Source organism: Haloarcula mannanilytica, from assembly GCF_005406125.1.
Lineage (GTDB): Archaea > Halobacteriota > Halobacteria > Halobacteriales > Haloarculaceae > Haloarcula > Haloarcula mannanilytica.
Genome location: NZ_BIXZ01000001.1, coordinates 1,285,877 through 1,303,427, shown reverse-complemented (window position 1 = coordinate 1,303,427; position 17,551 = coordinate 1,285,877). Strand labels below are relative to the sequence as shown.

Below are 17,551 nucleotides of genomic sequence, written 5' to 3'. Positions count from 1 at the left end.
TCAGGCACCTCCCTGTGTGGTGCTGTTGTAGACGACCTCTTGGTTCTCCGGCGTGCCGTATATCATGAGGAAGTGGACAGAATCGACGCCGCGGAAGGTGTAGGGCGCGCCCTCGGCGGTGACAGTGGCGTTCCCGCTGGCACCACTGCCCCCGGTGAGGACGAGCAGTCCCTGCGAGCCCGCGGGATTGTGGTACACGACCTGATACTCCGAGAGATCGGCGGCCTCGGCGGCACCGGCGATTGCGGCTTCGAGCCCGCCGACCTCGTCGGCATAGCCGGTCTGGACCGCGCGGCCGCCGTTGTAGACCGACGCCTCGGCGACGGTCTCCCGAGACACGTTGAGCCTGTCACCGCGCTCGGTCATGACCGCACCGACGAACGAGCGCTTCATCGATTCGAGGCTCGCGTAGTATTCGTCCCGCGTCATGCCCTGATGGGCTTTGTCCGGTCCGGACGTGGCCGACGAACTCAGCCCGTCGCTGGGTGCGGTTCCGATGACGCCGACGTGCCCGACGATACTGGCCGGCGTCACGTAGATGCGGTCGCTCGGGACCGCGGTGTAGTACGCACCGGAGGCGGCGTACTGGTCGACGCTCGTGTACACTGGCTTCTCCGCTGAGAGCCGCTTGACGGCCAGATACATCGACTCGCTGGAGGATGCGCTCCCGCCGGGACTGGACACCCGCAGGACGACCGCCTTCACCGACTCGTTGGTACGGAGTTCACGGAGCTGTTGTATCGTGTCCTGTGTGCTGGTGCCGGTGATCGTTTCGTCGATGTTGACCACAGCGACGTACTGTTCGTCCTCCGCCGTAACGGACGCCGCATACGGTACCACGGCGGCGCCGACGAGGATGGCGATCACCGCCAGTACCGTATACGACTGGAGGGCAGTCGCGACCCGTCTGTCGATTGGATTGTTCATGGGACCACATCGGCTCGCTGACACGACGACCTAATAAAAACATAGCCTGAACTGCAGGGCCAGAAGTCGCCCGACCGGAACGACATGGGAAGTTTCCTTAGTATCGACCTGTAACCGCCCCATATGGACCAACGCAAACCCCCAGCCACGGAAGAGGGCTGGTACGCCCTGCACGACTGCCGGAGCATTGACTGGGACGCCTGGCGTGAGGCACCCCAGCGAGTCCGCGACCGTGCGCTGTCGGAGGGTATCGACTTCCTCGACGCGTACGAGGCTGTCGAAGACGCCGAGGAGGGGCAGACGGCGGTGTACACCGTCATGGGTCACAAGGCCGACATCATGATCCTCCACTTGCGGCCGACGATGGGTGACCTCGATGCGGCGGAACGGCACTTCGAGCAGACGGAGTTCGCCGCCTTCACCGAGCGGGAGTTCTCCTACGTCTCCGTGACGGAGGCCTCGGGCTACACCGAGAAGTCCCGCGAGTACTTCGAGGGCGACGTGGACGACGACTCCGGGCTGGCCCAGTACATCCAAGCCCGGCTCCACCCTGACGTGCCCGACGACGAGTTCGTCTGCTTCTACCCGATGAGCAAGCGCCGCCAGCCCGACCAGAACTGGTACGACACCTCCTTTGAGGAGCGGGCGGCCCACATCAAGCGCCACGGCGACATCGGCCGCACCTACGGCGGCGACGTGAACCAGATGATCGCCGGCTCCATCGGCTTCGATGACTGGGAGTGGGGCATCACGCTCTGGAGCGACGACATGCGCCACATCAAGGAACTGCTGACCGAGATGCGCTTTGACCCCTCGACCTCGCAGTTCGCCGACTTCGGCCCCTTCTACGTCGGCCGGAAGTTCGATCCGTCGGAGCTGCCGGCCGTCCTGGCTGGCCAGCGAGTACCGACCGACGACGAGTCGGTCCCGGACACACCGGCGGAGGGTGCCGGCCACGAACACGCTCCGGCCGGTGCCGGCGCGAGTCACGGCCACGCGGACGAATCGACTGCAAGCGACGCGCAGGCAGGGACACACGCCGGCGGCGACACCGGCGGCCACGGCGGTGCGCATCCGGGTAGCGCCGGTGAGGGCGATCACCCGCACTCGGAGGAGTCGGCCGAGGCGGACGACCACCCGAGTGAATCAGAGTCGTCGAGCGAAACGAGCGGCGGCCGACCGGACGTGTCCGCCGACTTCGAGGAGATAGACGACGCCACGCAGCGGCTCGGTCGACTGGGGCTGTACGAGGGCGACGCCTACGACGCCGGCGACTACGCGCTGGTGTTTCACTCTTCAGCGGATGCGGAGGACATCGTTGACGACGTTTCAGAACTGAGCGAGAGCTTCGACCACTACGACCGCCACGTCCAGACGGCCGTGCGCGCCGACAGCGGCCAGACCTACGTCGTCAGCATCTGGACGGCGAAAGACGCCGCCGAGACGGCGGCCGGGTTCCTGACGGATATCGACGGCATCGAACGGACGATGGGCGGCCCGCTCGGCGAGGCAGCCGAGGACGGCGATGTCGAGGACAGCGGTGACGCTGCTGCTGGCGGCTCGCAGGCCGCCGAATCTTCCCAATCCATCCGCGAGACGCTCGAAGCCGAGGGCGTCTACGCCGGTCAGCCACACGGCGAGGACGTGTACGCTCTCGTAGTGTACTCGGAGGCCGACGCGGGGACGCTCGACGACGAGGTGGCGGACCTCCGAAGCGCGTTCGAACGCTACGACACCCACGTCCGGACGACGGTGTACGGGGCCAGCGACGCCGGCGTCTCGGCCGTTGCATCGCTGTGGGACACCGCGGACGCCGCCGAAACCGCCGGCGACTACCTGACCGACCTCCCCGGCGTCGTCGGCCGCCACGGCGAGGGCGACGGCTTCGGAACGATGGGGATGTTCTACACGGTCAAGCCCGAGTACCGCACGGACTTCGTCGAGAAGTTCGACGCGGTCGGTGACCTGCTCGCGGAGATGGACGGTCACCGCGAGACCTCGCTGCTGTTCAACCACGACGACGAGAACGACATGTTCATCGCCAGCCAGTGGGACTCACAGGAGGACGCGATGGCCTTCTTCCGCTCCGACGAGTTCTCGGAGACTGTCAGCTGGGGCCGGGACGTGCTGGCCGACCGACCGCGCCACGTGTTCCTGGCCTGACGAACGCTCTCCTCCGGCCTCTCCGCTATCGAACTGCGACGAGCCGCAGCCGTCGGTAGTCGGCCACCCAGGTGTCGCCGTCGAACAGTTCCGGCCGGAGCCGGTCCTCGACGGCCGCCAGAATCGCACCCCGTTCCTCGTCGTCAACGTCGGCGAAGAACTCGTCGCCGAACATCCCGAGCCAGTTTCGGAGCCCGTCCTCGCCGCCGTCGAGCGGCGTCGGCCGGTCGAACAGCCGCGAGAACCGCAGTTCGAACCCGTGTGCTTCGACCCGCGGCGCGTACTCGCCGATACTCGGGAAGTACCAGGGATGGTCGACCGCGTAGCCGCGGGCGTCGAGTTCGGCGATGAGCGCGTCGGTTATCGCCGCCACGTTGCCCGTCCCGCCGAACTCCGCGACGAACCGCCCGTCGTCGGTCAGCACGTCGGCGACCGTCGACAGCACCGCGTCGTGATCGCCGCCGGGTATCCAGTGCAGCGCCGCGTTCGAAAACACCGCGTCGAACGGCCTGTCAGCGGTGTAGGTCCGAACGTCCGCTTCCTCGAACGTCAGGTTCGGATAGGCGTCCCGCGCCTGTGTGACCATTTCCGCCGACGTGTCGATGCCGACCACTTCGGCTCCGCTGTCGGCGATCTCCGCCGTCAGGTGGCCCGTGCCACAGCCGACATCTAGCACCCGCTCGCCCGGCTGGGGGTCCAGCAGGTCGACAACTGACTGGCCGTGTTCGTGGACGAACTCGTGGTGGTCGTCGTAGTCGTCGGGGTTCCAGTCGTTCCCGCCAGCCATGTCTCGGATGTGTGGCTCCGTCGGCTAAAAGTATACGTGCGAGCGGCGTTTGGCTACACGACTGCCGGAAAACAGTTGTTGTCTCAGTCGTCGTCTTCGGTGGTCGTCCGGTCGATGTCCTTCTCGCCGAAGTAGATTTCCGCCCCGTCCTGTGCCACCTTCTCGGCGAGCACGGCGCATTTGACCCGCATCGGCGAGATGTCGACGCCGAGCATATCCGTGATGTCGTCCCGATCCATCGCCTGCAGGTCCTCGACCGCCATCCCCGCCAGTTCCTGTGAGAGCATCGACGCAGAAGCTTGGGAGATGGCACAGCCGTCGCCCTGGAAGGCGACCCGCTCGATGGTCTCCTCGCTCTCGTCGAGGACAACGTCCATCCGTATCTCGTCGCCGCACATCGGATTCTCCCCGATGTGGGTAAACGTGGGGTCCTCGATCTCCCCGTAGTTCCGGGGATTCTTGTAGTGATCGAGGATCTGCTGCCGGTACATGTCCGAGCCACCGATACCCATAATTGAACTATGATACGACTGTCAGCCGGAAAAGGCTTCCGAGCCACCTTTTTCAGCGTCGCCGTTCCTCGCTCGCTTCGCTCGCTACGGGGACGGCTCCTCGAAAAACGTGGTCCTCGTGAGCGGAGCGAACGAGGGCTCGAAAGACGAGCGAAGCGAGTCTTTCGGTGGCGAAAAAGGCCGGACGCTCACTTTGTTCGCGTCCGGGGAACCGCGCGCCGATGGCGCGCGGTAGAGATTGACTACGCGAACAGCTGCCGGGCGTCGTCGATAGCGTCGACCAGTTTGTCCACCTCTTCTTTCGTGTTGTAGATGTAGAAGGACGCACGTGCAGAAGCGGGGACGCCCATCTTGTCGTGGAGGGGCTGGGTGCAGTGGTCGCCGGCGCGGATGGCAACGGCGGAGTCGTTGAGTATCGAGGAGAGGTCGTGGGCGTGGACCGATTCGAGGTTGAACGCGACGAGGCCGCCCCGCTCAGTTCCCGCTGCCGGGCCGTAGATGTCCACGTCGCCCTCGTCCTGCAGTTGTTCCAGCGCGTACTGGGCGAGCTGTTCCTCGTGGCGCTGGATCCGCTCCATCCCGATGTCGTCGAGGTAGTCACAGGCCTCGGCCAGCGCGATGCCCTGGCAGATGACGGGCGTGCCGGCCTCAAACTTCCAGGGGAGGTCGTTCCAGGTGGCGTCCTCGAAGGTGACCTTCTTTATCATCTCACCGCCGTACAGGTACGGCTCCATCTCCTCCAGCAGATGCTTCTTGCCGTAGAGGACGCCGATGCCGGTCGGACCAGCCATCTTGTGGCCCGAAAAGGCCAGGAAGTCGGCGTCGATTTCTTCCACGTCGACAGGCCGGTTCGGGACCGATTGCGCGCCGTCGACGAAGATATACGAATCGTGGTCGTGGGCGATGTCCGCCAGTTCCGAGACGGGATTGACCGTCCCGAGCGTGTTCGAGACGTGGACGACGCTGACCATCGCCGTGTCGTCGGTGATGATCTCGCGGGCGTGGTCCATATCGAGCGTACCGTCCTCGTCGACGCGGATGTAGCGACACGTCGCACCGGTCTTCTTGGCGATCTGCTGCCACGTTACGAGAGAGGCGTGGTGTTCCATTTCCGTCAGGACCACCTCGTCCTCCGGCCCGAGTTCGTTCAGGCCCCAGGCGTAGGCGACGAGGTTCTCGCTCTCCGTGGTGTTCTTGGTGAAGATAATCTCCTCGCGCTCGCCGGAGGCCCCGATGAACTCGGCGACGCGGTCGTGGGCGTTCTCGTAGGCGACGCTGGCCTCCTGGCTCAGTTGGTGAAGGCCGCGGTGGACGTTGGCGTTGGTCGTCCGGTAGTAGTCAGCGATGGTCTCGACGACGGGTTCGGGCGTCTGCGTGGTGGCCGCGTTGTCGAGATACACCACCTGCTCGCCGTCGAACTCGCGCTGGAGGATGGGGAAGTCCTCGCGGATACGCTCCACGTCGAGCAATTCAGATTCGGAATGTCCCATTAGCTCTGTACAGGGACTCGACAGGCAACATTCCTTCGGTTCACCTAGAACTCCCGTCTCCGGCGGCCGACGCTACTCACGCTGTCCGGCGTCGGCTGCGGCGGCCTTCGCGTGCTGTTCCTGGTAGGTCTCAAGCAGGTAGTTGTCCCAGATGAGGTCCCCGAGGACGTGGGCGTACAGGACGAGTGCGGTAAACAGCGCCAGCGGCTCGGAGACGAGCCAGAGGCCGCCCACGACTACACCGCCGATGAGATGGTGGCTGAGGAGCCGCTGGAGCGGCCAGAGGTCCTGCGGGTCGAAGATCTCGTCCTGATCGAGCACCGCAATCGTCGGGTTTCGGAGGCAGCGCCGGAGCGCGGCCCAGTCGCCGGTTTCCAGTCGAGCCACGGCGAAGTGGTCGAAATCGATAGCGACCCCGACGACGATCGCGTAGCCGACGGCGGCCCACCAGGGGACGGGGACCGGCAGGACGGCGACGCCGGCAGCCCCGACGGCGGCAGAGACGATAGCGTGGTCTCTGGAATACATACGTGTCCCTCTCGATGGGCGTGTGCAAAGACTCTCGGGGTCAGGCTCGTAGCAGCGTCACCGGCTACATCCAGAGCAACTGTGCGTGCCGGGTCTCGCCCAGGTCGAGGACGTTCTCCTCGTCGACGAAACCGTGTTCGACGGCGACGCTGACGGCGTCATCACCGACGATGTTGGCGACGGAACAGCGGGCGAGGCTGTCGACGATCTCGTCTTCCGTGGCCGATTCGCCGCCGTAGAACTCCTCGTTGACGGTGAGCGACACGGGGCCGTTCTCGAACGTTTCGCCCATGATATCGGGGTCACAGACGGAGACGAGCAGCCCCTCGTCGGTGTCGCGTTCGTTGAGTATCATTCAAGCAGCTGCTGTTCGGCCTCCTCGCGCATCTCGTCGACTTCCTCGGCCAGTTCCTCCGCGCGGTCGAACTCGCCGACCTCTTCGAGGGCGCGGGCCTTCTCTTCGAGCACGTCGGCGTTGCGGAAGCCCAGGCGGACGGCGTTGTCGAAGGCGTCGATGGCCTCGTCGGCCAGCCCGCGTTCGAGCAGGAAGAAGCCGCGGTTGTACCAGCCCTCGCCGAAGCGGGGGTCGATCTCGACGGCGCGTTCGGCGTGTTCGAGCGCCTGCTCGGAGCGGCCGGACTTCCAGAGCGCGTACGCGAGGTTCGTCTCGGCGGTGGCGGCGTGGTCGGATTCCTCGTCGAAGTTGAGCGCTTCCTTGTACGCGCCGATAGCGGCGTCCCACTCTTCGAGTTCCGCGTGGGCCGCGCCCTTGTTCGTCCAGGCTTCCTGTTTGAGCCGGTCGTCGTCCGTGTACTGGGCGACGCGCTCGAAGGTCTCGGCGGCCTGTTCGTGGCGGTTGATGTGCATGTACTCCAGGCCGACATCGAGCAGTTGCTCGGGGTCGACGGCATCGGAGGAGATGTTCCGCTGGTCCAGCAGGTCGGTGACGACACGCGAGTCGACGGGGTCGACCTTGTCCGGGTCCACCTCGAACTCCGGCGGTTCGAGGTCGAACCCCTCGTAGGGGTCGTCGAACCCCTGGCCTTCGGAGAAGGCGTGGTCGTCGTCGTTGTCTGTCATACCTCCTGATTGACGGCCAATCCGGTTAAGGGCTACGTCCACGGCTCGCTGGGATAGCGGCGGCAAGTGACCGGATTTCGGGCCATGCGGAATCCGCTGTGCTGGATGCGTTTACCGCAGTATCCACTCCGAGTGCCCGGTGCTTTCTTGCGGACCGAACCGCAACCTCCAGCCATGTCCAAGCGCCTGTTCGTCAGCGTCGACCTCGACGGACTCGGGGACGCTGTGGCGGCCGTGCAGGACCGCTTCGACGGCGTCTCCGGCCTTCGGCTGACCGACCCCGAGCAAGCCCACGTCACGCTGAAGTTCCTCGGCGACACCGACCCGGACCGCGTTGGCGATATCGTCGGTGCCCTCGAAACAGCCGTCGAGGCCAGCGGCGTCGCCCCGTTCGAAGCCGAGTTCGGCGGGCTCGGCGTCTTTCCGTCGCTGTCCTACATCAGCGTCGTCTGGGTCGGCGTCCGTGACGGGCAGGGCGACGCAGAACTGACCGCGCTGCACGAAGCCGTCGAAAACAGGACCACTGCCCTGGGATTCGACCCGGAGGAGCACGACTTTACGCCGCACGCAACCATCGCCAGGATGGACCACGCCGGTGGCAAGGAGACGGTACAGAACGCTGTCGAGAACGAAAACCCGGATGTTGGCAGTCTACAGGTCGAAGAAATCCGCCTGAAAGAAAGTGAGCTGGGGCCCGACGGCCCGACGTATCGGACCGTCGGATCGGTGTCGCTGTGAGCGTGGGCCGCGGTTACTGGCCCAGTCCGATGCGCGGTGGTGCGCCGGGAAGATGTCGGGTCACGGCCCAGCGGTCGCCGTCGGCAGCTACCGGCGCGAGTTCCACACGAACGGTACTACCGGGGCCACGAGCCTGTAGCTTTTCTGCCAGGATAGCGTCGGCGTAGTCGACGATATCGTAACATCGCCCGGTGTTCACGTCACGAAGCGTTAGTTCGACATCTGCTGGACTATTCCCCTCTACAATGTATGAATTTGAATTATTTCGCTCAACTGCTTTTGATATACACGACAATTTTGCGTTCTGGTGTATAAACGTACTCCACTAGCAGGTATCGAGTTGTGATATTATATAAGGAGTATTACGTCGTTCCGGTCAGCTGTCTAGGTCCGCCAAAACCACTCAAGTTCGTGATAATTCTTATCGGGACGAGCGGCGTAGCATCAATATGGTCGCTGTCGAGAACGTCGCCTTCGTGTTCCTCGCGGGGTTGCTTACGGCACTGGCCACCGGCCTCGGCGCGATACCGTTCTTCCTCGTCGATGAGTTCTCGGACCGGTGGAACGTGTTGCTGTGGGGACTGGCTTCCGGGATTATGGTCGCCGCCTCGCTGTTCGGACTCGTCCGCGAGGGGCTAGCCTACGGGTCGCCGGTCCTCATGGTTCCCGGCATCGTCGCCGGCGTCGTGCTTGTTGTCGCGGCACACGAACTCTTAGACGATTTCGACCGCTCCCCGAAACAGTTCGAACAGGCGAATTTCAAGAAGCTCCTGTTGATTCTGGGCATTCTGACCGTCCACAGTTTCCCGGAGGGCGTGGCTGTCGGTGTCTCCTTCGCGGAACTCGGGCTGGAATCGGCCACGCCCGACTCCGCTGTGGGCGTTCTCGGCGTCTCCGTTCCGCTGCTGGCAGTGTTCATGACTGTGGCTATCTCAATTCACAACGTCCCGGAAGGGACTGCTATCGCTATCCCACTTCGCTCGCTGGGTGTCAGCGAGTGGAAAATGGTCTGGTGGGCGGTGTTCTCCTCGCTGCCACAGCCCATCGGGGCCGTTATCGCGTACTACTTCGTCACGCTGGCGAAGGCGTTTCTCCCCTTTGGCTTTGGCTTCGCCGCCGGGGCGATGGTGTATCTCGTCCTCACGGAGTTCGTTCCTGAGGCGCTGGAGTACGGGGACAGCTTGCCGGGGGGCGGCAAGCGCGAACTGACTGCTGGCATCGCTGTCGGCGTGCTTGCGATGATACCGCTGGCGTTCGTTTAGAAGGGAAGTTTGCTCCGAATGACGGTGAGGTCGACGAACGCTTTCAACGGGTCGTCGTAGTCGTCGACGCGGGTCTCCATCCGGTAGTTCGAGTGGTCGACGGCGAAGAAATACGGACCGGGTTCGTCGAGTGATTCGCGTGCGCCGCCGTTGTCCGTCGACGCCTCGTAGATATCTGACCCTTCGGGCTGGACCGCTGTCTGACTGAATTTGGGATTCCCTGGCGGTGTCTCGTCGGGCTCTCGTCCCTTGATGTAGGTGTCGTACTGCTCGAAGTTCTCCTGGTCAGTGAAAAAGTACACGTTGAACGGGATGTCCGCCTTGACGATGTACTGTAGCTCACCCCCGGGATCGGACACGTCCGGGATCGCCTCCTGTATCCACGCTCCATGCGGATTGACTCTGACATCTTTCTGTACGCTGACGACGACATCGCCGCCACCGCCCATGCAGCCCGACCCGACGGCTGTTGCACCCACACCTACTGTTTGGAGGAATCTCCGGCGCTTCATCCATTGATAATCAGGGCAGCACTCGACTTAGTTCTACGTCCGCAGTTATAGCCGCTGATAACGGGCTGTGACCGGCTCGAAAAGGAAGGAATTTAAACCACGGCGCGGAACAAGCACCATACCATGGGTAAGAAATCGAAGGCTACGAAGAAGCGACTGGCCAAACTCGACAACCAGAACAGTCGAGTCCCGGCCTGGGTCATGCTCAAGACGGACCGCGAGGTCCAGCGCAACCACAAGCGACGCCACTGGCGGCGCAACGACACTGACGAATAATGAGCGCCAGTGACTTCGAGGAGCGTGTCGTCACAATTCCGCTCCGAGACGCGCGAGCCGAACCGAACCACAAGCGCGCAGACAAAGCGATGGTCCTCATCCGCGAGCACCTCGCCAAGCACTTCTCGGTCGAGGAGAGCGCCGTCCGTCTGGACCCCTCCATCAACGAGGCGGCCTGGGCCCGCGGTCGCGCCAACACGCCGAGCAAGATCCGTGTTCGCGCCGCCCGCTTCGAGGAAGAGGGCGAAGCCATCGTCGAAGCAGAGACCGCAGAGTAACGTTGCTCCGCGCGGCTTTCTCCGGGTCGTCGTACGTGGGTGTGTTCGCCCGTGCGACCGACGACTGTGTGCTGGTTCGCCCAGACTTAGACGAATCGCTGCTCGATGACCTGAGCGACGAACTCGACGTGCCGGCCGTGCCGACGACCGTCGGTCGCTCCGGGACCGTCGGGGCGCTTGCGACCGGCAACGAGAACGGGCTGGTCGTCTCCGAACGCGTCCGCGAGACCGAAATCGAACGGATTCAAGACGTGGTCGACGTGCCCGTCACGCGGCTCCCCGGCCGGATCAACGCCGCCGGCAACGTCGTCTGCTGTAACGACTACGGCGCGTACGTCCACCCCGACCTCTCGCGGGACGCCGTCCAGGCGATCAAAGACGGGCTGGACGTGCCCGTCGAGCGCGGCGTCATCGCCGGTGTCACCACCGTCGGGACCGCCGCCGTCGCCACCAACAAGGGCGTGCTCTGCCATCCGAAAGCCACGGACGGCGAACTCGACGCGCTTGAGGACATCCTCGACGTGCCAGCCGACATCGGGACAATCAACTACGGCGGCCCGCTCGTCGGTTCCGGGCTGATCGCCAACGACCACGGCTACATCTGTGGCTCGGACACTTCCGGGCCGGAACTGGGCCGTATTGATGCGGCGCTCGGCTACATCGACTGACGCGGTCTTTTTCCTGACACGCGCTGCCCGCTCAGGACGGATGCTGGTGGCTGAGCTTCTCTGCCACCACGCCCGGAACGGGCAGTCCGCAGTCGCCACACGCCCAGGACCGGCTGGTCCCACCACGCTCCAGCGTCAGATCCTGTCTGTATCGCAGGGTCGCGCCGCACTGGCACTGGTAGGTCGTCTGGCTCATAGCTCGGCGTTTGCACCGCCCGGACAAATCCGTCGGGGTCCTCGACCATGATACACCGTGTCAAAGAATAATATAGTGTGTCGTCTACTAGCATGTATGGCCCAGCAAAACCCAGCCGCCGACGACCAGAACCGACTCGTCTGCCGGAAGTGTGACTACTCGACAGCGGTGCTTCGCCCGTCCTGTCCGGAGTGTGGCGGCGACATGGTGTACGCAGCGGGGACAGAGGAGTAAGGACTGAGACACTCGTTTTTAGACTCTTGAACCAGCCGATACGGGCCGGACAGCGGCGAATATCTCTTGGCCCTGTCGCGGATAGGAGCTTCACTCGAAAAAGCCGGAAGGGGAAGATACTTCCCTGCCCTGCCCGCACCTGCGTGTATGAGCACGTACACTGTTCGCGGTAGTTTCCCGGCCCGAGACGGCCCACAGCAGTTCGAGAAGGAGGTCGACGCGCCAAACGAGAACGTCGCTGAGGAGCGCGTTTACAGCGACTTCGGCTCCCAGCACAACCTCAAGCGCACACAGATCACGATCGAGGAGGTGGCAGCATGATGGGCGGTGGCGGCGGTGGCGGCGGTGGCGGTCAGATGCAGCAGGTTGCACAGGAGATCGAGCAGATGGAGCAGGAAGTCGACGCTATCGACGAGGAAATCGAGCGCCTCCGCGAGAAGCAGACGGACATCGACGAGGCCATCGAGGCCATCGAGACGCTCGACTCCGGCTCCACGGTGCAGGTCCCGCTCGGCGGCGACGCCTACATCCGCGCGACTATCGAGGATATCGACGAGGTCGTCGTCTCCCTCGGTGGTGGCTACTCCGCAGAGCGCGAGCAGGAGGGCGCTGTCAGCACGCTGGAAACCAAGAAGGAGACGCTGGACGACCACATCAGCGACCTGGAGGACGAGAAGGCCGAAGTCGAGACCGAGATGGAGGAGCTCGAACAGCAGGCCCAGCAGATGCAACAGCAGCAGATGCAGCAGATGATGCAACAGCAAGAGCAGGAAGACGAGTAAGGCCGCATGTTCGACGGACTGAAGGACAAACTCAGCGGGTTCACGAGTGACGTCGAAGAGGACGTTGACGACGAGGCACTCGACGCGGAGGACGAACCGGACGCTGATGAGGCAGACGGGGACGCGCCCGCCGACCAGCCAGCCAACGGCGAGTCCACAGCGGACACACAGTCATCCGAAGACACGGAGGCGGCTGCTGGGGAGTCACCGACCGCGGACGATCAGTCCGGGGCCGGTTTTGCACCGCAAGCCGCTGACTCCGAGGCGATAGACGAGCCAGCTACGGCATCGTCCGCGGCAGCCGAGGACCTAGATACAGGGGCCGAGGAAGCGTCCGAGTCGGACGACGCCGCGGCCGACGACTCGGGGTCCGAAGCCGAAGCCGATTCGGAGTCCGAAGCGGACGACGATGACGGTCGCGGCCTCGCCGCGAAAGCGAAGCTCATGGCGACCGGGAAGACGGTCATCGAGGAGGAGGACCTGCAGGGGCACCTCGACGACCTCGAACTGGCACTTTTGTCGAGCGACGTGGAGATGAGCGTCGCCAACGAGATCCTCGACGGCGTCAAGGAGAACCTCACGGGCCAGACCCGTCGACGGCTCTCCAGTACGGGGAACCTCGTTCGGGACGCGCTCCGTGAGTCGCTGTACGACGTTATCAACGTCGGCCAGTTCGACTTCGACGAGCGCGTTCAGCAGGCCGACAAGCCGGTCACTATCGTGTTCACCGGGGTCAACGGCGTCGGAAAAACGACCTCGATAGCGAAGCTCGCCCGGTACTTCGAGGAGCGCGGGCTCTCGACGGTGCTCGCCAACGGCGACACCTACCGCGCCGGTGCGAACGAGCAACTCGAAAAGCACGCCCAGAACCTCGGCAAGAAGATCATCACCCACGAGCAGGGCTCGGACCCGACGGCTGTTATCTACGACGCCGTCGAGTACGCCAAGGCAAACGACATCGACGTGGTGCTTGGCGATACGGCCGGCCGGCTCCACACTTCGGACGACCTGATGGCCCAACTGGAGAAGATCGACCGCAACATCGACCCGGACATGACGCTGTTCGTCGACGAGGCGGTCGCGGGCCAGGACGCTGTTAATCGAGCGCGTGAGTTCAACGACGCGGCCGAGATTGACGGCGCAATCCTGACGAAAGCCGACGCTGACCCGCAGGGCGGCGCGGCTATCTCTGTCGCCCACGTCACCGGAAAGCCGATCCTCTTCCTGGGGACCGGCCAGGACTACGGTGACCTCGAACCGTTCGACCCCGAGGAAATCGTCGACAGCCTCATCGGCGAGTAAGCCTCGGACTTCGCGGATATTTTTGCTGCTACCTTTGGGCTGTGAGATGACAGCGTCGACCCTGATTGTGTGGAACCCGGAGAGTCCGCACCGTCTCGATGGGACCGCGCTGCGAATAATGCGGTAAATGTTACCACATCGAGGGAGGTGTGGTCGTTTTCGCCGGCAGGGGCGCGTTGAAGGCGTTCGTTGTTCATCATCAATACACACAGTATTGTGGTGTGATATCTATGAACACAGTTGAACGCTGGAAACAGGAGAAGCATCCGCTGGATGTCATCGAAGATGTCGAGCGGTACGCGGCCGAGGAGTTGAGTTTCGAAGAAATCGAGGCCCGGGCCGGTGACGGCGAGTGGGAGCGGCTGAAGTGGGCCGGGCTGTACGCCCACGGCCGCCAGGACGGCTATTTCATGATGCGGACCAAAGTCCCGGGCGGCTACCTCTCGCCCGAACAGGCCGAAGTCATCGGTGCGGTGGCCGACGAGTACGCCACCGCGCCCGAGGAATTCGGCGGCGAGGAACAGAACGACATCTGGGGCGACGCCTTCCTCGATATCACGACCCGCCAGGACATCCAGATGCACTGGATCGAAATCGAGGACGTGCCCGAAATCTGGCAACGCTACGACGAGGTCGGCCTGACGACGGTCCAGGGCTGTGGCGACTCTGCTCGGAACGTCCTCGGCTGTCCCGCCGCCGGGCTGGACGACCACGAGTGCTTCGACGCCCAGCCCGTGGTTGACGCCGTCTCGGACTTTTTCACGAAAAACCGGGAGTATGCGAACCTCCCGCGGAAGTTCAAGCTGACCATCACCGGCTGTCGGCAGGACTGCGCGCAGTCCCAGATCAACGACGTGGGGCTGACGCCGGCCCGTCGCGAGGTCGACGGCGAGCAGTACTACGGCTTCCACGTCAGGGTCGGCGGCGGCCTCTCGGACGGCCCGCGGATGGCATCGGACCTGGATGTGTTTATTTCGCCGGAAGACACCGTGGAGTTCTGCCGGGCGGTCGCCCAGACGTTCAAGGAACTGGGCGACCGCAACAACCGCGGCGTCTGCCGGATGCGCTATCTCGTCCAGCAGATGGGGGCCGAGAAGTTTGAGGAAGCAGTCCGTGACCGCTGTGCGGTCGATCTGCCGACTCGCGGGACCGACTGCTCGGAGGGGTATCGGGGCGACCACGTCGGCGTCCACGACCAGCGCGAGGACGGCCTGAAATACGTCGGCTTCAACGTCATCGCCGGCCGGATGGGCGGCGACGAGTTCCGGCGGGCCGCCCACGCAGCGAGCGAGTACGGCACCGACGACGCCTCGGTCCGACTGGCGACCGACCAGAACTTTCTCATCACACATGTTCCCGAGCAAAACATCGGCGACCTGCTGAACACGCCGTTCGCTCGGAAGTACCAGCCCGATCCCGGCCCATTCTCGCGGGGCGCGGTCGGCTGTACCGGCTCCGAGTTCTGCAACTACGGCATCATCGAGACGAAAAACCGGGTCCAACGGTGGGCGAAAGCGCTTGACCGCCGCATCGACGTGCCCGAGGAAATCGACGTGGTCCGGATGCACATGTCCGGCTGCTCGGCGTCCTGCGCCCAGCCACAGATAGCCGACATCGGTTTCCGGGGTGAAACGGTACAGATCGACGACCCCGAGGGGACCACCAACGAGGAAGGCGACAACATCGTCGAGGGAATGGACTTCGGCCTCGGCGGCAGCCTCGGTGCGGACAACGAATTCCTCGACTGGGTCGAACACGCCGTCCCGGCGGATGCCGTGATTCCGGCGCTGGAAGAACTGTTCGAGGCCTACGCCGACGAGCGTGACGATGGCGAGCGGTTCTACGAGTGGTGCCGTCGCGTCGGCAACGACCGACTTCGCGCTGTGATGCAGCGGGCCGACGCGAACGTTTCGGGTGGAACCGCACACGGCGACGGCGGCGGTCGCGGGGAGGTGGCCGACGATGACTGACCGGCGCTACTGGCGACAGGTCGCCCCAGCCGACGCCGCACCTGAGTTCGTTGAGCCAACAGCGGACACTACCGCCGGCCGCGACGACGTGGACCCGCCGCTGGTGACCGACGGGGGCCGGCCGATGCCCGGCGTCCCGGGGGACGAGAGCGACGACTGCGGCTGCGGGGAGTCGTGTGGCTGTGGCGGCGAGAGTCGAGGCGACGAACGGCGCGCTCGGCCGGACGGCGGTACCGGCGCGGCGAACGTCGATCCGAACGGCCAGCTCAAACCCATCCAGTTCACGAAACCAGCGACGGGAACCAGCCAGAACGTCGACGACGGCCGGCCCGACGAGCGGGTGGACGTTCCGGAGGGCGTCGACCTCGACACGCCCGGCTACGGCATCCGCGCGGAGATGAGTGACATCGAGGAACCCGAGGGCAAGACGTGGTTCATGGAACTCGACGAGGCCGTTATCCAGGCCGACCGCTGTATCCAGTGTGGAACCTGCGTCGCGGCCTGTCCCAGCGACTCCATCGGCGTCGGGGACGACGACCTCCCCGAACTCGTGAAGATGTGTACCGGCTGCTCACTGTGCTGGGACATGTGCCCCAGGGGTGGCCTCCGGTACGAGCGCCAGTGGAAGATCACCGGCGGCGACGACAACGTCAAGGGCGCGGGCGACCCCATCACGGAGTTCTCCGCGAAGGTCGAGGACGACTGGCGCGAGAACGCACAGGACGGCGGCCTCGTGACCTCGGTCCTGTGTCACTTGCTGGAAGCCGGCGAAATCGACGGCGCGCTCATCGCGACAGAGAGCGACGACGCCGAGTGGAAGGCCGAATCGTTCCTCGCGACGACGCCCGAGGAGTGCATCGACAACGCCGGGAGCTTCTACAACCAGACGCTCGCGCTCGGGAACCTCGACCTCGAACGCTGGGCGCACAAGCTCGACGTGCCACTCTCCGAGGCGTCGCTCGCACTCGTCGGCACGCCCTGTGAAATCGAGGGGATTCGCGCCCTGCAGGACTTCGACTGGGATTACGCCGCCCAGGAAGAGGGCGTCCGCGCCATCGACTACACCATCGCGCTGATGTGTACGAAGAACTTCAATTACTACTCGCTCATCGGCGAACTCCTCGAGGAGGAGCGCGGCATCGACCGCGCCGACATCGGCAAGATGGACGTGCTCCACGGGAAGATGATGGTCTACGGCGAGGACGGCGAGATGCTACTGGAGGAAGATGTCGAGAACTTCCACGATGCCGCCCTCAAGGGCTGTGACGAGTGCGCCGACTTCACGGGCTACTGTGCCGACCTCACCGTCGGCTCCGTCGGCTCCAGCGACGAGTACTCCTCGGTCATCGTCCGCACCGAAACCGGCCTGCGGGCGTGGGAACTGACCGAGCCCGACCTGGACTACCACGACCTCGAAGACCGCTCGGCTGTCGGCAAGCTCCAGGGCTGGGACAAAAAGAAGGCCTTCGACGCGCTGCAACGGCCCTTCGACCCCGACGCCCCCCGGTTCATCGACTACGCCGACCACGCCGAGAACTACGGGACGGAACTTCACCCGCACGAGAGCGACCACTGAAACGGACGTATCGTGATACCGTGTCGCGCTCCCACGCACTGGTGTTATACCGTTGCTAAACTGCGGTCAAGCGGATTTTGACCGTAAATCCGATTCGGCAGCCTTTCCGTTCATACTCGTTGTGTTTGGACCGCCGGTACCGCGACCCGAAACTGTACAAGCTGGTTCCGTTTGATCGACGTGGTTGCGGAGACCGGCGTCTTGGGGCGGATAATGGCCCGGCCGTGGCGTCTGCTAGCTCCGACCGCAGCTGGAACTATGCCCTTGCTA

22 protein-coding genes are annotated in these 17,551 nt (G+C 64.2%); 12 read left to right on the top strand and 10 right to left on the bottom strand.

The genetic code is table 11. The features are described from left to right. Positions 1-927: a S49 family peptidase gene (locus tag Harman_RS06670; RefSeq protein ID WP_137683010.1), complete on the bottom strand. Its 927-nt coding sequence runs from the start codon at positions 925-927 to the stop codon at positions 1-3. A gap of 123 nt (positions 928-1,050) precedes the next feature. Here Harman_RS06670 and Harman_RS06665 point away from each other — a divergent pair, with 123 nt between their 5' ends. After that, positions 1,051-3,090, top strand: a complete 2,040-nt coding sequence (locus Harman_RS06665; protein ID WP_137683009.1) for a heme-binding protein — start codon at positions 1,051-1,053, stop codon at positions 3,088-3,090. 25 nt (positions 3,091-3,115) lie between these two features. Here the strand turns inward: Harman_RS06665 and Harman_RS06660 are convergent, their stop codons facing one another. From Harman_RS06660 to Harman_RS06635, 6 genes are all read right to left on the bottom strand, one after another. Then, positions 3,116-3,877, bottom strand: a complete 762-nt coding sequence (locus Harman_RS06660) for a methyltransferase domain-containing protein (RefSeq protein ID WP_137683008.1) — start codon at positions 3,875-3,877, stop codon at positions 3,116-3,118. 83 nt (positions 3,878-3,960) lie between these two features. Beyond that, positions 3,961-4,389 (bottom strand): iron-sulfur cluster assembly scaffold protein, encoded by a 429-nt coding sequence (locus tag Harman_RS06655; RefSeq protein WP_137683007.1) that lies wholly within the window; start codon positions 4,387-4,389, stop codon positions 3,961-3,963. Positions 4,390-4,631: 242 nt separating this feature from the next. Then, positions 4,632-5,879 (bottom strand): aminotransferase class V-fold PLP-dependent enzyme, encoded by a 1,248-nt coding sequence (locus Harman_RS06650; RefSeq protein ID WP_137683006.1) that lies wholly within the window; start codon positions 5,877-5,879, stop codon positions 4,632-4,634. A 72-nt stretch (positions 5,880-5,951) separates the two neighbouring features. Then, the gene (locus Harman_RS06645; RefSeq protein ID WP_137683005.1) at positions 5,952-6,407 is read right to left on the bottom strand and encodes a hypothetical protein; all 456 of its coding nucleotides are present in this window, start codon (positions 6,405-6,407) and stop codon (positions 5,952-5,954) included. Between the two features lie 64 nt (positions 6,408-6,471). Continuing rightward, on the bottom strand, positions 6,472-6,762 hold the full coding sequence (locus Harman_RS06640; RefSeq protein WP_137683004.1) for a DUF424 domain-containing protein: 291 nt from the start codon (positions 6,760-6,762) through the stop codon (positions 6,472-6,474). Continuing rightward, a complete protein-coding gene (locus Harman_RS06635; protein ID WP_137683003.1) occupies positions 6,759-7,487 on the bottom strand; it encodes a tetratricopeptide repeat protein in 729 nt (242 codons plus the stop codon). Before Harman_RS06635 ends, Harman_RS06640 begins: the two co-directional genes overlap by 4 nt. 174 nt (positions 7,488-7,661) lie before the next feature. On the opposite strand from Harman_RS06635, the gene thpR reads away from it, so the two are divergent. After that, positions 7,662-8,225 carry an RNA 2',3'-cyclic phosphodiesterase gene (thpR, locus tag Harman_RS06630; protein WP_137683002.1) on the top strand — a complete coding sequence of 188 codons (564 nt, stop codon included), beginning with the start codon at positions 7,662-7,664 and terminating at the stop codon, positions 8,223-8,225. Positions 8,226-8,238: 13 nt separating this feature from the next. On the opposite strand, the gene Harman_RS06625 is transcribed toward thpR, so the two are convergent. Further along, positions 8,239-8,424 (bottom strand): hypothetical protein, encoded by a 186-nt coding sequence (locus Harman_RS06625; protein WP_137683001.1) that lies wholly within the window; start codon positions 8,422-8,424, stop codon positions 8,239-8,241. Positions 8,425-8,674: 250 nt separating this feature from the next. On the opposite strand from Harman_RS06625, the gene Harman_RS06620 reads away from it, so the two are divergent. Further along, complete coding sequence (locus Harman_RS06620; protein WP_137683000.1) at positions 8,675-9,487, top strand: ZIP family metal transporter; 813 nt, start codon at positions 8,675-8,677, stop codon at positions 9,485-9,487. Here Harman_RS06620 and Harman_RS06615 read toward each other — a convergent pair. Beyond that, positions 9,484-9,936, bottom strand: coding sequence for a hypothetical protein (locus Harman_RS06615; RefSeq protein WP_137683140.1), 453 nt, complete (start codon positions 9,934-9,936; stop codon positions 9,484-9,486). The two genes, Harman_RS06620 and Harman_RS06615, sit on opposite strands and share 4 nt — an antisense overlap. 186 nt (positions 9,937-10,122) lie before the next feature. Between Harman_RS06615 and Harman_RS06610 the strand changes: the two genes are divergently transcribed. Genes Harman_RS06610 through Harman_RS06600 form a run of 3 tightly spaced genes read left to right on the top strand, consistent with a single transcriptional unit; the run spans position 10,123 to position 11,221 of the window. Next, a complete protein-coding gene (locus tag Harman_RS06610) occupies positions 10,123-10,275 on the top strand; it encodes a 50S ribosomal protein L39e (protein WP_004518346.1) in 153 nt (50 codons plus the stop codon). After that, positions 10,275-10,553 (top strand): 50S ribosomal protein L31e, encoded by a 279-nt coding sequence (locus Harman_RS06605; protein ID WP_137682999.1) that lies wholly within the window; start codon positions 10,275-10,277, stop codon positions 10,551-10,553. The genes Harman_RS06610 and Harman_RS06605 overlap by 1 nt, the downstream gene beginning before the upstream one ends. Before the next feature lie 2 nt (positions 10,554-10,555). After that, positions 10,556-11,221, top strand: coding sequence for a translation initiation factor IF-6 (locus Harman_RS06600; RefSeq protein WP_137682998.1), 666 nt, complete (start codon positions 10,556-10,558; stop codon positions 11,219-11,221). A gap of 31 nt (positions 11,222-11,252) precedes the next feature. Here the strand turns inward: Harman_RS06600 and Harman_RS21440 are convergent, their stop codons facing one another. Further along, on the bottom strand, positions 11,253-11,417 hold the full coding sequence (locus Harman_RS21440; protein ID WP_200830836.1) for a hypothetical protein: 165 nt from the start codon (positions 11,415-11,417) through the stop codon (positions 11,253-11,255). Positions 11,418-11,513: 96 nt separating this feature from the next. Here Harman_RS21440 and Harman_RS21435 point away from each other — a divergent pair, with 96 nt between their 5' ends. The 6 genes from Harman_RS21435 (at position 11,514) to Harman_RS06575 (ending at position 17,281) form a co-directional block, all read left to right on the top strand. Further along, complete coding sequence (locus tag Harman_RS21435) at positions 11,514-11,651, top strand: hypothetical protein (RefSeq protein WP_200830835.1); 138 nt, start codon at positions 11,514-11,516, stop codon at positions 11,649-11,651. 147 nt (positions 11,652-11,798) lie between these two features. Beyond that, positions 11,799-11,972: a 50S ribosomal protein L18Ae gene (rpl18a, locus tag Harman_RS06595; protein ID WP_004594032.1), complete on the top strand. Its 174-nt coding sequence runs from the start codon at positions 11,799-11,801 to the stop codon at positions 11,970-11,972. Then, on the top strand, positions 11,972-12,433 hold the full coding sequence (gene pfdA, locus Harman_RS06590) for a prefoldin subunit alpha (protein WP_137683139.1): 462 nt from the start codon (positions 11,972-11,974) through the stop codon (positions 12,431-12,433). The genes rpl18a and pfdA overlap by 1 nt, the downstream gene beginning before the upstream one ends. Before the next feature lie 6 nt (positions 12,434-12,439). Continuing rightward, positions 12,440-13,735, top strand: coding sequence for a signal recognition particle-docking protein FtsY (gene ftsY / locus Harman_RS06585; protein WP_137682997.1), 1,296 nt, complete (start codon positions 12,440-12,442; stop codon positions 13,733-13,735). Positions 13,736-13,965: 230 nt separating this feature from the next. After that, positions 13,966-15,705, top strand: a complete 1,740-nt coding sequence (locus tag Harman_RS06580; protein WP_137682996.1) for a nitrite/sulfite reductase — start codon at positions 13,966-13,968, stop codon at positions 15,703-15,705. Continuing rightward, positions 15,698-17,281 carry a Coenzyme F420 hydrogenase/dehydrogenase, beta subunit C-terminal domain gene (locus Harman_RS06575; protein ID WP_137682995.1) on the top strand — a complete coding sequence of 528 codons (1,584 nt, stop codon included), beginning with the start codon at positions 15,698-15,700 and terminating at the stop codon, positions 17,279-17,281. The genes Harman_RS06580 and Harman_RS06575 overlap by 8 nt, the downstream gene beginning before the upstream one ends. The last annotated feature ends 270 nt before the right edge of the window (positions 17,282-17,551 follow it).

Excerpts from the sequence above, each read along its gene's own strand:
- Harman_RS06575 (WP_137682995.1), top strand. The coding sequence starts at position 15,698 with ATGACTGACCGGCGCTACTGGCGACAGGTCGCCCCAGCCGACGCCGCA.
- thpR (WP_137683002.1), top strand. The coding sequence starts at position 7,662 with ATGTCCAAGCGCCTGTTCGTCAGCGTCGACCTCGACGGACTCGGGGAC.
- Harman_RS06620 (WP_137683000.1), top strand. The coding sequence starts at position 8,675 with ATGGTCGCTGTCGAGAACGTCGCCTTCGTGTTCCTCGCGGGGTTGCTT.
- Harman_RS06660 (WP_137683008.1), bottom strand. The coding sequence starts at position 3,877 with ATGGCTGGCGGGAACGACTGGAACCCCGACGACTACGACGACCACCAC.
- Harman_RS06605 (WP_137682999.1), top strand. The coding sequence starts at position 10,275 with ATGAGCGCCAGTGACTTCGAGGAGCGTGTCGTCACAATTCCGCTCCGA.
- ftsY (WP_137682997.1), top strand. The coding sequence starts at position 12,440 with ATGTTCGACGGACTGAAGGACAAACTCAGCGGGTTCACGAGTGACGTC.
- Harman_RS06645 (WP_137683005.1), bottom strand. The coding sequence starts at position 6,407 with ATGTATTCCAGAGACCACGCTATCGTCTCTGCCGCCGTCGGGGCTGCC.
- Harman_RS06655 (WP_137683007.1), bottom strand. The coding sequence starts at position 4,389 with ATGGGTATCGGTGGCTCGGACATGTACCGGCAGCAGATCCTCGATCAC.
- Harman_RS06650 (WP_137683006.1), bottom strand. The coding sequence starts at position 5,879 with ATGGGACATTCCGAATCTGAATTGCTCGACGTGGAGCGTATCCGCGAG.
- Harman_RS06610 (WP_004518346.1), top strand. The coding sequence starts at position 10,123 with ATGGGTAAGAAATCGAAGGCTACGAAGAAGCGACTGGCCAAACTCGAC.
- Harman_RS06580 (WP_137682996.1), top strand. The coding sequence starts at position 13,966 with ATGAACACAGTTGAACGCTGGAAACAGGAGAAGCATCCGCTGGATGTC.
- Harman_RS06615 (WP_137683140.1), bottom strand. The coding sequence starts at position 9,936 with ATGGGCGGTGGCGGCGATGTCGTCGTCAGCGTACAGAAAGATGTCAGA.
- Harman_RS06635 (WP_137683003.1), bottom strand. The coding sequence starts at position 7,487 with ATGACAGACAACGACGACGACCACGCCTTCTCCGAAGGCCAGGGGTTC.
- Harman_RS06665 (WP_137683009.1), top strand. The coding sequence starts at position 1,051 with ATGGACCAACGCAAACCCCCAGCCACGGAAGAGGGCTGGTACGCCCTG.
- Harman_RS21435 (WP_200830835.1), top strand. The coding sequence starts at position 11,514 with ATGGCCCAGCAAAACCCAGCCGCCGACGACCAGAACCGACTCGTCTGC.
- Harman_RS06670 (WP_137683010.1), bottom strand. The coding sequence starts at position 927 with ATGAACAATCCAATCGACAGACGGGTCGCGACTGCCCTCCAGTCGTAT.
- Harman_RS06640 (WP_137683004.1), bottom strand. The coding sequence starts at position 6,762 with ATGATACTCAACGAACGCGACACCGACGAGGGGCTGCTCGTCTCCGTC.
- Harman_RS21440 (WP_200830836.1), bottom strand. The coding sequence starts at position 11,417 with ATGAGCCAGACGACCTACCAGTGCCAGTGCGGCGCGACCCTGCGATAC.
- pfdA (WP_137683139.1), top strand. The coding sequence starts at position 11,972 with ATGGGCGGTGGCGGCGGTGGCGGCGGTGGCGGTCAGATGCAGCAGGTT.
- rpl18a (WP_004594032.1), top strand. The coding sequence starts at position 11,799 with ATGAGCACGTACACTGTTCGCGGTAGTTTCCCGGCCCGAGACGGCCCA.